The organism is Priestia sp. JNUCC 25, from assembly GCF_053667915.1.
This window is the reverse complement of the sequence record NZ_CM132211.1, coordinates 3,118,577-3,131,529: the sequence shown is the minus strand read 5'-3', so window position 1 is coordinate 3,131,529 and position 12,953 is coordinate 3,118,577. Positions and strand designations below refer to the sequence as shown.

The 12,953-nt window shown below is 37.3% G+C and carries 15 protein-coding genes; 13 read left to right on the top strand and 2 right to left on the bottom strand.

The window, feature by feature from the left end:
- The first annotated feature begins 83 nt into the window (after nucleotides 1-83).
- The 3 genes from phnX to JNUCC25_RS16115 all read left to right on the top strand — a co-directional run bounded on the left by phnX (nucleotide 84) and on the right by JNUCC25_RS16115 (nucleotide 2,917).
- Nucleotides 84-866 carry a phosphonoacetaldehyde hydrolase gene (gene phnX / locus JNUCC25_RS16125; RefSeq protein WP_013057910.1) on the top strand — a complete coding sequence of 261 codons (783 nt, stop codon included), beginning with the start codon at nucleotides 84-86 and terminating at the stop codon, nucleotides 864-866.
- Nucleotides 867-877: 11 nt separating this feature from the next.
- Nucleotides 878-1,990, top strand: coding sequence for a 2-aminoethylphosphonate--pyruvate transaminase (gene phnW / locus JNUCC25_RS16120; protein WP_029322876.1), 1,113 nt, complete (start codon nucleotides 878-880; stop codon nucleotides 1,988-1,990).
- A gap of 156 nt (nucleotides 1,991-2,146) precedes the next feature.
- Entirely contained in the window at nucleotides 2,147-2,917 is a 771-nt protein-coding gene (locus tag JNUCC25_RS16115; RefSeq protein WP_029322874.1) for a DeoR/GlpR family DNA-binding transcription regulator, read from the top strand.
- 148 nt (nucleotides 2,918-3,065) lie between these two features.
- Here JNUCC25_RS16115 and JNUCC25_RS16110 read toward each other — a convergent pair whose 3' ends face one another.
- Entirely contained in the window at nucleotides 3,066-3,479 is a 414-nt protein-coding gene (locus tag JNUCC25_RS16110) for a DUF1259 domain-containing protein (protein WP_013057907.1), read from the bottom strand.
- Nucleotides 3,480-3,594: 115 nt separating this feature from the next.
- Nucleotides 3,595-4,251 carry a DUF975 family protein gene (locus JNUCC25_RS16105; protein ID WP_013057906.1) on the bottom strand — a complete coding sequence of 219 codons (657 nt, stop codon included), beginning with the start codon at nucleotides 4,249-4,251 and terminating at the stop codon, nucleotides 3,595-3,597.
- A gap of 470 nt (nucleotides 4,252-4,721) precedes the next feature.
- Here JNUCC25_RS16105 and JNUCC25_RS16100 point away from each other — a divergent pair, with 470 nt between their 5' ends.
- The 10 genes from JNUCC25_RS16100 (at nucleotide 4,722) to JNUCC25_RS16055 (ending at nucleotide 12,951) form a co-directional block, all read left to right on the top strand.
- A complete protein-coding gene (locus JNUCC25_RS16100; RefSeq protein ID WP_280167627.1) occupies nucleotides 4,722-5,084 on the top strand; it encodes a CBO0543 family protein in 363 nt (120 codons plus the stop codon).
- Between the two features lie 108 nt (nucleotides 5,085-5,192).
- A complete protein-coding gene (locus JNUCC25_RS16095; RefSeq protein ID WP_029322866.1) occupies nucleotides 5,193-5,549 on the top strand; it encodes a nuclear transport factor 2 family protein in 357 nt (118 codons plus the stop codon).
- Nucleotides 5,550-5,632: 83 nt separating this feature from the next.
- Nucleotides 5,633-6,193 carry a signal peptidase I gene (gene lepB, locus JNUCC25_RS16090; protein WP_029322864.1) on the top strand — a complete coding sequence of 187 codons (561 nt, stop codon included), beginning with the start codon at nucleotides 5,633-5,635 and terminating at the stop codon, nucleotides 6,191-6,193.
- Between the two features lie 292 nt (nucleotides 6,194-6,485).
- Entirely contained in the window at nucleotides 6,486-7,049 is a 564-nt protein-coding gene (locus JNUCC25_RS16085; RefSeq protein ID WP_029322862.1) for an NAD(P)H-dependent oxidoreductase, read from the top strand.
- 312 nt (nucleotides 7,050-7,361) lie between these two features.
- A complete protein-coding gene (locus tag JNUCC25_RS16080; protein ID WP_029322860.1) occupies nucleotides 7,362-9,404 on the top strand; it encodes a BglG family transcription antiterminator in 2,043 nt (680 codons plus the stop codon).
- Between the two features lie 36 nt (nucleotides 9,405-9,440).
- On the top strand, nucleotides 9,441-9,926 hold the full coding sequence (locus tag JNUCC25_RS16075; RefSeq protein ID WP_029322858.1) for a PTS sugar transporter subunit IIA: 486 nt from the start codon (nucleotides 9,441-9,443) through the stop codon (nucleotides 9,924-9,926).
- Nucleotide 9,927: 1 nt separating this feature from the next.
- Nucleotides 9,928-10,224, top strand: coding sequence for a PTS sugar transporter subunit IIB (locus JNUCC25_RS16070; protein WP_029322856.1), 297 nt, complete (start codon nucleotides 9,928-9,930; stop codon nucleotides 10,222-10,224).
- Between the two features lie 42 nt (nucleotides 10,225-10,266).
- Nucleotides 10,267-10,551, top strand: coding sequence for a PTS sugar transporter subunit IIB (locus JNUCC25_RS16065; RefSeq protein ID WP_013057899.1), 285 nt, complete (start codon nucleotides 10,267-10,269; stop codon nucleotides 10,549-10,551).
- 55 nt (nucleotides 10,552-10,606) lie between these two features.
- Nucleotides 10,607-11,878 (top strand): PTS galactitol transporter subunit IIC, encoded by a 1,272-nt coding sequence (locus JNUCC25_RS16060; protein ID WP_013057898.1) that lies wholly within the window; start codon nucleotides 10,607-10,609, stop codon nucleotides 11,876-11,878.
- A 26-nt stretch (nucleotides 11,879-11,904) separates the two neighbouring features.
- Nucleotides 11,905-12,951, top strand: coding sequence for a galactitol-1-phosphate 5-dehydrogenase (locus JNUCC25_RS16055; RefSeq protein WP_029322854.1), 1,047 nt, complete (start codon nucleotides 11,905-11,907; stop codon nucleotides 12,949-12,951).
- The last annotated feature ends 2 nt before the right edge of the window (nucleotides 12,952-12,953 follow it).

The window sequence follows — 12,953 nt, the reverse complement described above, 5'->3', positions numbered from 1 at the left end:
TCGTAGGAATTCTCTACGAATGAGAAAACTATTTATCAAAAACATTGTAAATGGCAAATTAAATAACGAAAGGAAAGAGGAAAATGAAAAAAATCGAAGCTGTAGTATTTGACTGGGCTGGAACAATGATTGATTACGGGTGTTTTGCTCCGCTTGAGGCGTTTTTAGAGGTATTTAAAAGACATAAGGTAGAAATTACAATTGAAGAAGCTAGAGAGCCAATGGGCATGCTGAAAATTGAACATATCCGAGCGCTTCTTAAGATGCCGCGTATTCAACGGGAATGGAAAAAGGCACACGGATCAAAGTCAACAGAACAAGATGTTGCAAAACTGAATGATGAATTTGAATCAAGCTTATTTTGTATATTAGAAGACTTCACCACGCCTATTCCTGGAGCTGTTGAGCTTTCAGAGCGTTTGCGAAACAGAAATATTAAAATAGGTTCTACGACGGGATATACGAAAAAAATGATGGCGATTGTTGCGCCAAAAGCAAAAGAAAAAGGATATTCACCGGACTGTTACTTCACAGCAGATGATGTAAAAGCAGGCCGGCCGTATCCATGGATGTGTTACCGTAATGCCATGGAGTTAGATGTCTTTCCTATGAATCGTATCATAAAAGTAGGAGACACCGTAACAGATATGCAAGAAGGAAAAAATGCCGGCATGTGGACAGTAGGCGTGATTTTAGGAAGCAGTGAGATGGGACTTTCTGAAGAAGCAGAAAAGAATATGGATCAAAAAGAATTAAAAATAAAAATGGAAGAAGTGAGAAGCCGTTTAGAAGAAGCCGGGGCAAATTTCGTAGTGGATCGTATATCTGACCTTGATCAAGTGATTAATCAATTGGAACAACAATAAAGAGGAGGATTATCATGAAAAATCCATATTTGCTTTTAACTCCAGGTCCATTATCTACGACAGCTTCGGTTCGCGAAACGATGCTGAAAGATTGGTGTACATGGGATGATGAATATAATCATCTCGTCCAAGATATAAGAAAGCGTTTAGTCAAGCTGGCAACGGCGTCTTCTTTATACACTGCTGTGTTAATGCAGGGAAGCGGCACGTTTTGTGTAGAAGCAGCCATCGGAACGTTCGTACCGAGAGTCGAAGGGAAAATCCTGATAGCAGCAAATGGAGCTTACGGCTTAAGAATGGTTCATATGTGTGAAGCAATCGGAATTAATAACACTGTATATAAAGTAAATGAAACTGAGTCTTTTGATACAGATGTGATTGAACGAATGCTTCAAGAAGACGAAGACATCACTCATGTAGCTGTCGTTCACTGTGAAACGACAACAGGAATTTTAAATCCTATTGAAGAAGTATGTTGTATTGCTAAGCGCTATAATAAAATGACCATTGTAGACGCCATGAGCAGTTTTGGCGGTATACCCATGGATATAGAGCAGCTGCAAATTGATTTACTTATCAGCAGTTCGAATAAATGCATTCAAGGCGTTCCTGGATTCGGATTTGTCATTGCTAAAACAGATGAGCTTGAAAAATGTAAAGGAAATGCCCGTTCCCTTTCACTCGACCTTTATGATCAATATAAAACGATGGAAAAGGATAAAGGGAAATGGCGCTTTACCTCCCCAACTCATGTGGTCCGGGCATTTTATCAGGCGCTACTCGAACTTGAAGAAGAAGGGGGAGTCCAAGGTCGCTTTAAGCGGTATCGAGAAAATCAGCACTTGCTAGTGACAGGGATGAGGAGGCTAGGGTTTAATACGCTGCTGCAATCAAAACAGCAGTCACCTATTATTACATCTTTTCTTTACCCTACCTATTCTTTTTTTACATTTCAAGGGTTTTATCAATCTTTAAAAAAACAAGGTTTTGTCATTTATCCAGGAAAAGTTTCTCAAGTGGACACCTTTAGAATTGGAAACATTGGAGACGTACATAAACAAGATATCGAAAGGTTGCTAGAAGCGATTCATTCGACAGTGAAGAGGAAGGAGATTCAGCAATGAACGTGTTTAGGCGGTGCCGGCAAAATTTCTCGCGAATCAGTATAAAATTTAGCGTAATACTATCTTTCAAGAGTTAAAGAAGCAAGGTCTGCATGAAGAAAAAAAATATCATCTTTACATGAGCAAATTTTTTCGTAGAGTTAGGAGTGCAATAATGTGTCTTTATTGGCCGAACAACGTAAAAAAACAATTTTAGATATGATTGAACATCAAGGGCAAGTCAAAGTAAACGACTTAGCGCACGCTTTTGATGTATCGACTGAGACTATTCGCCGTTATCTAGAAGAATTAGAAGGAGAAAAAAAGTTAAAAAAAGTGTATGGCGGGGCCGTGAAAATAGAAACAGAAATTGCTGAGCCGCCTATGTTTGAGCGAGAAGTCATAAGAAGCAAAGAAAAGAAAAAAATAGGGAGTAAAGCAGCTGAGCTGATAGAAGAAGGCAACGTTATTTTTATAGATGAAGGCAGCACGACCATGCAAATGGTTTCGTCACTTGTCAATATTTCTAATATAACGGTTATTACAAATTCCTTTCCTCTTGTGACTATGCTAATCGACTACCAAAACAAGCAGGTTTTCAGCGGAGAAGTTATTTTTCTAGGAGGTCATGTAAGAAGCAAACATTTTCGGGCTTCTGGATCCCTAGCAGAAAGGGTTGCAAAAGAATTTTATGTAGATAAAGCCTTTATTTCAATTGACGGCCTTCATCCCGAAGCTGGGATTACGAGCTTTGACTTAGAAAAGTGCCTGCTGTCTAAAATCTTCATCGCTAATGCAAACCAGACCATTGTATTGGCTGATCATTCCAAGCTAGAAGTGAAGGCGAACTACAAAATAGATTCTTTAAAGCACATTGATTATATTTTATGCACTGCTTCTCTTCCGGAAACTTGGGGAGATTTGGATGCAAGCTGGATTAAATGTTAAAAATAACAAAAGGGGAATGTTTTATAAACATTCCCCTTTTGTTAAGTACTTAAAAGGTAAGGAGGTTTTTTTAGCTATATTAATAATCTATAGGTACAAAAAAACATCTTTCACCGCTCTAATGTACTCGAGAGATGCGTTTAATAAATTATTCGTTCGTTGGAACAGGAAGACTTTTGAGCATTGAAAAACAATAAGCCATTTTTTTTGCAAAATGTAAAGGAGGCTCTACAGATTGAATATGCAGATACATAAGGACCGGTTCTGTAAAAAGCCAATGGTTATGCAAAGCGCTTACGATAAGACCTTGCCGCGCAGCAGCTTCTGTAAAACGAGGGATTTCTTCTTGTAAAATAGCAATCTCAGCCAAGTTTAACGCGTTTCCCTGTGCGTCTATTGCCTCAAATGATACACCAACAGGAACGACAGAGCTGCTTTTTCGCCCTTGAACATGAGCTTGAAAGCTTCTTTTAAGCGACACTGAGCATCCTGTTGGACTAACTTTGCTTTTAGCGTTTAAAATCTGGCCAAACTGCTGACAAATTTCACTTGTAGTATACATTATAAGCTCCTGCCTTTCTTCTATACTCTTAGTAAGCTTTATGACATAAGAGCTTCACTTATGCAAACGGTGTTCTTATAAAAAAATCCCCTTCACGATGAAGAGGATTTTTTTATTATTCAGCATGCGATGAGCGTTCGTTTAACAAATTTTCATAAAAACGGGCAAGTGAAGCAGAAAGGTATGGAATAGACCATAAAAAGCCGATTCCTAGTGTAATAATACTTAATAAAAACCAGCCAAGAAAGCTTAGCAGCAGCAGGAAGTACTGTCCTTTGTAACCATTCATCAACCTGCGGCTTTCTGTAATCGCTTGATTCATCGAATAAGTAGGATTGTCTTTACAAATATAGTACGTTTGTGAATATGCCAGTGCTTTGATAATTCCAGGAATTAGTAAAAGCAGTGACCACAGCATCACATAAAGAGTCATAAGTACATAAATCCCTAATGACTTTACATAAAGACCGAAGTCTTGGAATGTTTTGAACAAATGTCCCAATTGGACAGATTCACCTCGCGCTAAACCTAAAAATGCCCAGTAGTTCGCCATGAGAAGAGGCGAAAAGACAATAGCAAAGGCAGTTGAAATCCATGACGCCGAATCAGATTCATCTTTCATCCAATTGTCATAGCCGCCGCTTGCCACAATTTCAAATGGAATAGGCAGAAGCGTATATACTCCGTACGTCACCACCGTAAGTAAAATCGCTAGTCCCCAGCGATTTTTCAAAGAAGCTTTAGCTTCTCTTTTAATCGTCCCAATATTCATGTTGTTCCTCCTTTAATGTTGCAAAACAGTATCTTTTTGCTCGTATTAACATGTAAACCATGCACAATTGTTAATTTTGTATGAAATGAAAATAATAGTCAATAGGTTCTAAGATGAAAAGCAAAGCTCCTGTGAAAAATTTTTACTAGACAGATAGAAATCGCTAAATAGGTACAATCTGCTTTTGAAGAAGATGGATGTAAGGAAGAAAAGCACCATGCGTGATTTGGCATTTTTATATGAAGTGAAACCCTCATGGAAAGACTTTCTAAGATAAGAGGGATTTCTATGTTTGAAATGATCAAAATGATGCAACAAGTCTTAAATGAAAAGGAATTTTCTTATTGCGTTCATCAAGATCTTTTTAGTTTTCAATGGTGGCTCATAGTGGTGATAAATGCTCTTTTTCTACTGCTTTTTTACTTTTTTATGGATAGACAGCGCCTCTTTTTTATGCTGCTCGTTTTTTTATCAGCTTTGACATAGTCGGTTTGGTAGATGAATTCGGGAAATTTTTTAACCTGTGGTGCTACCCTCACCAGATGCTTCCGTTTACAGATCGCTTCAATACGGTTGACTTTGCTATTATTCCCGTAAGTATCGCACTCGTCTACCAATTTTTCAGCAAATGGAAATTTTTCTTTATCGCACATATCGTTACGTCTGCTGTTATTGCTTTTATAGGTATTCCGATATTCAAAGCGCTGTATTTGTACCAATTGCTGAACTGGACGATGTTTTATTCATTTCTTACAGTATTTATCATAGGACTTGTGGTGAAAATCATTAGCAATTGGATTGCAGGTAAGAATAGACGCTATAGCGTCAGCTGATCAACCCATACTCATATCTATACGGGATACGGGATATGAGTATGGGTTGTTTGTGTGAAAATAACGCGTTATTTCTTTATAATAGGCGTAAGAGGAGATGAATAAAAAATGGAGAACGCTACCCAAATATTTTATGAATTAGAATGCATGCACTTAAAATCAGAAGTACGAACCTCTGCTAAAGAGCTTTCAAACATTCTTTCAGATGATTACGTGGAGTTTGGCAGCTCGGGCAGGGTATGGAAACGAAAAGATTACAATAACAATCATGTACTCTCGCCAGATGTATTCGAAATCTCTCATTTTCATGTAGACGTATTGTCTTCAGACTGCGTATTAACTACCTATCATCTTATGAACCATACGGCAGAAAAAAAGACGCTTCGCAGTTCTATTTGGCGAAAAAGAGAAGAAAAGTGGCGTTTGTTTTTCCATCAAGGCACAGTGACAAACGATGATCAATAAATAAGATTATTCGGTTATTATTATACTTTCCCTCTATTTGATGCTATGATGAAAGTATATTTTGACGTAAGGGATGTTTTGAGATGAGCAAAAATAACGTAAAAAAAGAAGTGTTTTCATGGCTTAAGTCCATTGTTATTGCATTGGTTATTGTAGTGGGAGTTCGCCATTTTTTATTTGCGCCAACTACGGTTCACGGTGAATCGATGTATCCAACGTTTGAAGATTCAAACCGCGTCATTTTAAATAAAATCAGTGATGTTGATCGCTTTGATATGATTGTATTTCATGCACCGGATGCAGATGAAAATTATATTAAACGTGTAATCGGCTTGCCAGGAGATACGGTAGAAATGAAAAACGACGTTCTATATATTAACGGTAAAGCTTATAAAGAGCCGTATTTAAAAGAATCTAAAAAATCTCTTGCACCTAATGAAAAATTCACGGAAGATTTTACGCTTCAAACGCTGCCTGCAACTGATGGCAAAGTGAAGGTGCCGAAAAATTCACTGTTTGTAATGGGGGACAACCGTCCTGTAAGTCATGATGGACGAGCATTTGGCTTCATTCCACAAAAATCAGTTATCGGAAAGGTGCAGTTTCGCTACTATCCGTTAAATGAAGTAGGCGAACCGAAATAAAAAAAGGGAAAAAGGCTGGCGGAATTTAATTCGCCAGTCTTTTTTATTGGGTTAAAAGAACTGATTTTAAAAAAACGATTTGCTTTATGCAAGTTAAACATCTTCTAAAGAATTAGTAAATTAGACCTTGTTTTTTTCTTTGTTTAGGAAATCATAAGGGTGTTTAAAAAGGGACTTCTAGGTACCTATGTTACTTCAAAGTAAGAGGTGGTACTGATAGGTAAGTAGTTTTTATGGGTATACAGATATATGAAGATAAAGAAGCAAGGATTTTGGAAAGGAGCAGGTCAGCATGAAAAACGTATTAATCATTAATGGACACGAGTATTATAAAAAGTCAAAAGGAGAGTTAAATCAGACGATTTTTAACGAAATGCAGCATTTACTCACTGATCAATTTGACATTAAAACAACGGTGGTTGATAAAGGCTACGAAGTAGAAGAAGAAATTGAAAAGTGGCTATGGGCTGATGTTGTGATTATGCAGACGCCTATTTACTGGTTCAGCATTCCCGGAAAGTTTAAGCAATATATTGATCGCGTGTATATGGATAACATTTTCTTTAAAGGCTCCAGTCAATACGGGCGAGGCGGTTTATTAACGGGAAAAAAATACATGTTTTCTCTTACATGGAATGCGCCGGAAGCTATTTTCGACAATGACGAAGCTTTCTATGAAGGAAAAAGTTTAGATGAAGCCATTATGCATTTGCATAAAATGAATCAGTACGTCGGTATGAGCCCACTTCCAACGTACACTATTCATGATGTAGTCAAACATCCAAACATTGATCACTACAAGCATAAATTAGAAAATCATGTAGCAGAAGTATTTGGAATAGGAGAGCATCATTGAACTACCCCCACTTAGCAAGCCTGAAGTGGGGGATTCCTAAAATCTTTAAAGACTTAGGAACCCTTCCCGATAAAAATCGATATCTACAAAAAACCTGACTAAACAGTCGGGTTTTTTTATTCACTTTGACGCAAAAATCGTAGTCAAAAACAGTTTTTCTTTTTCTTTCTGAGCACTAGCGAAATGTCTACAATGGTAAGGAAGAGTTAACCATCAAGTTGCACAATAATTGGACCAGAAGTGGTAATGAAAGCGTAAACATTTTGGTAGAGATCAGTGATAGAATAAATTTAAGCAAGGGGGGAGCAATTGATGCATCTAGATGAAAGGAGCAGTTTAATTTTAAAACGAGTGGTTAGTAATCCAGGTATTTCCAATACGGAATTAGAGAGAAAGTATCATCTTTCACGGAGGCAGATTAGCTACAGCTTTACAAAAATTAATGACTGGTTAAAGAGTAATAACTATCCGAAAATTCAGCGAACGAACGGGGGGAAATTTATTATTGATCCTCTTCTAATGGAACTGTTTGCTGAAAAAGTCGAACACTCTGCTGGAAGTTATATTCCGTCTGAAAAAGAAAGAGCTCAATTGGTTTTGCTTATGCTATTAAGTAGCGAAGAAGAATTATCTTTACTTCATTTCTCTAGCTCGCTATCAGTGAGTAAGAATACGGTATTAAGAGATATGAAATATACACAGAAAATTGTAAATGGTTATCATCTTGAAATTGTTTATTCGCGAATGTATGGATACGACATAGTAGGAAGTGAGTGGAATAAAAGGAAGCTGCTTATTGAAGTACTGCGGACCGCCTATGACATGTATCAAGGCGAGACGTATATTCAGGCGTATACAGGAACTTCAAGAGAAGAAATTCAGAGATTAAAAGAGCAAATGGAAAAAGTAGAAAAGCGTTTAGCACTTCAATTTATCGATCAAAAAATAAAACTTCTTCCATATACAATAGCTATTTTGCTAAAACGAATTAAAAAAGGAAACTTAATTAAAGATTCTTATCATATCGACTATGAAGAACTGTCGGATACAAAAGAGTTTGAAGCTGCCGAAATTTTAATTGAAGATGCTGCTTGCATCCCAAAGGAAGAACGTTTATTTATTACATTACAATTGCTTACTTCTAACGTTCTATCCTCCCAATTTTTAAGAGAGGAAGAAACTCTTGAATTAAAATCTTCATTAAAAAGCAGCCTTGCGTTATTTGAGAAAAAAGCATGTATCACTTTTAAAGAAAAAGAGAAGCTGCTTCAAAAATTAGTGCTGCATATGAAACCAGCTTACTACCGCATTAAATATCAGCTAACTACTAACTATTCAATAATTGAAAAAGTTAGTGAAGAGTTCGAAGCCATTCACTACATTGTAAAAGACTCATTAAAGCCTTTTGAAACTTATATTGGCTGCTCTATTCCTGAAAGCGAAGTGATGTTTATTACCGTTTTTATTGGCGGACATTTAATTAACAGTGGCGAAACAATACAGCTTAAAAAGCGAGCGGTTGTTGTTTGTCCTAACGGGGTATCCATTTCACATTTGATGGAGCACACGCTGCGTGATTTATTTCCAGAGTTTTATTTCTACGAAGCTCTTTCGATTCGAGAATTTGAGCAATCAAAAGCAGAATTTGATATGGTATTTTCTCCTGTTCCTGTTCAGACTTCTAAGCATTTATTTATTGTGGAACAATTTATTACCGATTTTCAAAAGTTGCAGCTTCGGCAGCGAGTCATTCAAACCATATTCGGTTTAAATACATCCGTGGTAAACATTGAACAGTTAATAAGTGTCATTGAAAAATACGCAAAAGTTGATCAGAAGTCTCAACTTCAAAAAGCACTGCAAGATTATTTTTCTCTCCAAGTATTAAACGAAACAAGTAAAAATCAAGAATACAGTTTAGCAGATTTAATTACACCCGAAACAATTGTGCTGCGCGATCAAGTGGAAAGCTGGAAGGAAGCTATTTCAATAGCCGCTGCCCCGCTTTTACATAAAGGTATTATTACTGAAGCTTATATTGATAAAATGCAGGAACAATATCCGTCTATGTCTCCACATATTGTACTAAGACTTAATGTTGCAATACCTCACGCAAGCCCTGAGGATGGTGTTCAAGCAGTAGGCATGAGCTTACTTAAGTTAAAAGAAGGCTTATTGTGTGGAGAGCAAAAAGTTCATTTTATTGTTGTTATCGCAGCTATTGATAAAAAGAAACATTTAAACGCTATGCTGCAGCTGATGAAGTTAGCGGAAATGAACGGGGTAATAAATGAGATGAAACGGCTAAATGAAAAATACAAAATCTATGAAATAATTAAAACGCACTCTATCTAATCATGGTACAGAATGTATAGCAAGGAGGATACAATCGTGACATTACAGCCTTTTTTAAAAGAAGAGTTATTGAAGTTGAATAGTGTATGTAAAGATCAAGCCGATATTTTTGAAATGGTGTACAAAGAGGCATTTGGCAAAGGGTATGTCAGTGAAAACTTTCTGACAAAAATTAAAGAAAGAGAAGCATCTTTTCCGACAGGCCTCCAAATAGGCGATTACAGTGTAGCAATTCCTCATACAGATCCAGAGCACGTTTTTGAACAATTTATTAGTGTGGTTACCTTACAAAAACCTGTATCGTTTTATTTAATGGATGATAATACAAAAAAAGTGGATGTGCGCATTGTGCTTCTATTAGGGTTAAACCAGCCTCACACCCAGTTAACAGTACTTCAGGAGCTGATGCAAGCAATTCAAGATCAGCAAAAAATAGAGCAATTATTACAGGCTGAAAATCAAAGGGATGTTCAAGCTATTTTTAAAAGAGTTGAAAAAATTAGTACAAAAGGGGAGAAGTAAAATGAAAAAGTATACGGTATTAGTAGCGTGCGGAGCGGGAATTGCAACATCAACAGTGGTGTGTGAACGAGTAGAAAATTTATTAAAAGACAACGGCATTAACGCAGAAGTTGTGCAGTGTAAAATTGCCGAAGTAGCTTCTCGCCAAGAAGGAGCGGATTTAATTGTATCGACAACGATTTTACCCACAACGTACAGCATTCCAGCATTAAGCGCAACCTCCTATATCACAGGGATTGGCATGGAAGCACTGGACCAAAAAATAATAGATGCCTTAAATAAAACCTTTGCTAATTAATAAGTCTGAAAATTTAAAATAATAAATTAGGAGCTGAACAAAATGAAAAAATATACGGTATTAGTAGCATGCGGAGCGGGAATTGCAACATCAACAGTGGTGTGTGAACGAGTAGAAAATTTATTAAAAGACAACGGCATTAACGCAGAAGTTGTGCAGTGTAAAATTGCCGAAGTAGCTTCTCGCCAAGAAGGAGCGGATTTAATTGTATCGACAACGATTTTACCCACAACGTACAGCATTCCAGCATTAAGCGCAACCTCCTATATCACAGGGATTGGCATGGAAGCACTAGATCAAAAAATTCTGACGCATTTACAAGCATAGGTACCACGCGTTGCCTCCATTTTAGGAAATGACAAAAGAAAAATGAGGGATGGATATGGATAAACTTCTATCAGGTGTGCAAGCAGTATTAAATCTAGGACCTACAGTTATTTTACCAATTGCCATTTTTATCTTAGGCCTGTTATTTAAAACAGGAGCAAAAAAAGCGTTTAAATCCGGAATTACAATAGGAATTGGTTTTGTCGGCATCAACTTAGTTATTGATTTACTTGTAAAAAACTTAGGACCAGCAGCACAAGCAATGGTTGAACGATTTGGATTAAATCTAACTGTTATCGATACAGGATGGCCTTCTGCCGCTGCAATATCATGGGCATCTCCCGTTGCAGCTATACTAATTCCTGTTTGCTTGTTTGTAAATATTATTTTACTTTTGTTAAAACTGACTAAAACGCTTGATATTGATATTTGGAACTATTGGCACTTTATCGCTGCTGGTGCAACAGGATACGTTGTCACAGGAAGCTGGTGGTTTGCAATACTGTGTACCGTTCTGTATGAAATTGCTGTTTTATTTGTAGCAGATAAGACAGCGCCAATGGTTCAAAAATTTTACGGGTTAGAAGGAATTTCTCTTCCTACGGGCTCTACAGCTGCGTTTGGACCAATTGGTATTTTGGTAGGTATGGGTGTATCAAGGATTCCAGGGATTAAAAGGTTGAACGCAGATCCCGAATCTATTCAAAAACGTTTTGGTATTTTCGGTGAACCAATGATGATGGGTTTAATCTTAGGGTGTGTAATCGGTATATTAGCAGGGTATGACCTTGGTAAAGTTTTTCAAGTAGGTATTTCAATGGGAGCGGTTATGCTTTTGATGCCTAGAATGGTTAAAATCTTAATGGAAGGACTTATTCCAATTTCTGAAGCAGCTCGTTCTTTTCTTCAAAAACGATATGGTGATCGTGAAATATATATTGGATTAGATGCCGCTCTTGCAGTAGGACATCCATCCGTTATGGCTACAGCACTGTTACTTGTCCCCATTACATTACTTTTAGCTGTCATTCTGCCTGGGAATAAAGTATTGCCGTTTGGGGATTTGGCTACCATTCCTTTCTATGTAGCTTTTGTTGTAGGCTCATTAAGAGGGAATATTATACACTCTCTTATTTCGGGCACTGTTATGGTAGCGCTATCACTTTATATGGCAACGAATTTTGCTGATGTGCATACGCAAATGTTATCAGGAGCTCAGTTTTCTATGCCGGAAGGTGCAACACAAATTTCAAGTTTAGACATGGGAGGAAACTTATTTAACTGGCTTATTCTTAAATTCTCTCAGCTGTGGGCTTCTATTTTTTAAAATAGGCATAAACAGGAGGTAAGGCAATGAAAGCGGCTGTGCTACATGAAAAAAATAAAATTATTTATCAAGATATTGGAATTGATTCCTGCCGAGCGAATGAAGTCAAAATAAAAGTAATGGCAGCAGGAATATGCGGATCGGATACACACAAAATGACAAGCAGATGGAAGTATCCGCTGCCTGCCATTATGGGACATGAATTTGCTGGGTATATCGTTGAAAAAGGGGGAAAAGTAGTAGATTTGAACGTTGGAGACAGAGTAGCTGCTATTCCGTTTAAACCGTGCAGCGCATGTGAATATTGCCAAAAAGGGCAGTATTCACTATGCGAAAACTATGGAATGATTGGCGCGCAATCATTTGGCGGATTTGCTCAGTATGTCAATATTCCAGCTTCAAATGTTATCCAAGTAGGAGAGATGGACTTTGAAGAAGCAGCTATGATAGAACCTTTAGCAGTAGCGCTTCATGGAGTACTTAATATTCATCCGCAAATAGGAGACATTGCAGCGGTCTTTGGAGCAGGAGTCATTGGCATGCTGACGATTCAATGGTTGAAAATTGCGGGTGTAAAAGAAATCATCGCCATCGACATTTCTAGTGAAAAGCTTGCAGAAGCGAGGGCCATGGGTTGTGAAAAAGTGATTCATGCCCGTTATGAAAATGTCCTTGAAAAAATTAATGATTATACAAAAGGAAGAGGGGTGGATCTTGCACTCGAATGTGCAGGTTCCCCTTTCACTCAAGAGCAGTGCCTGCTCGTTACTCGTAAAAAAGGGAAGGTTGGATATTTAGGTATTGCTTATTCAGATGTGTGTTTATCTGAAGCAGCATTTGAGAGTATTTTTAGAAAAGAGCTTACATTGCAAGGTTTTTGGAACTCTTATTCTGCACCGTTTCCCGGGAAAGAGTGGAAAACAAGCGTTGACTTTATTTTAAATAGAAAGATTAGATTAAAAGAATTAATTTCTCATCGATTCAAGTTAGAAGACACGCAAAAAGCATTTAATATGATTATTAATCGAGAAGAAGCTTATGGAAAAGTGTTAATAATTCCAAATAAGGAGTGAAA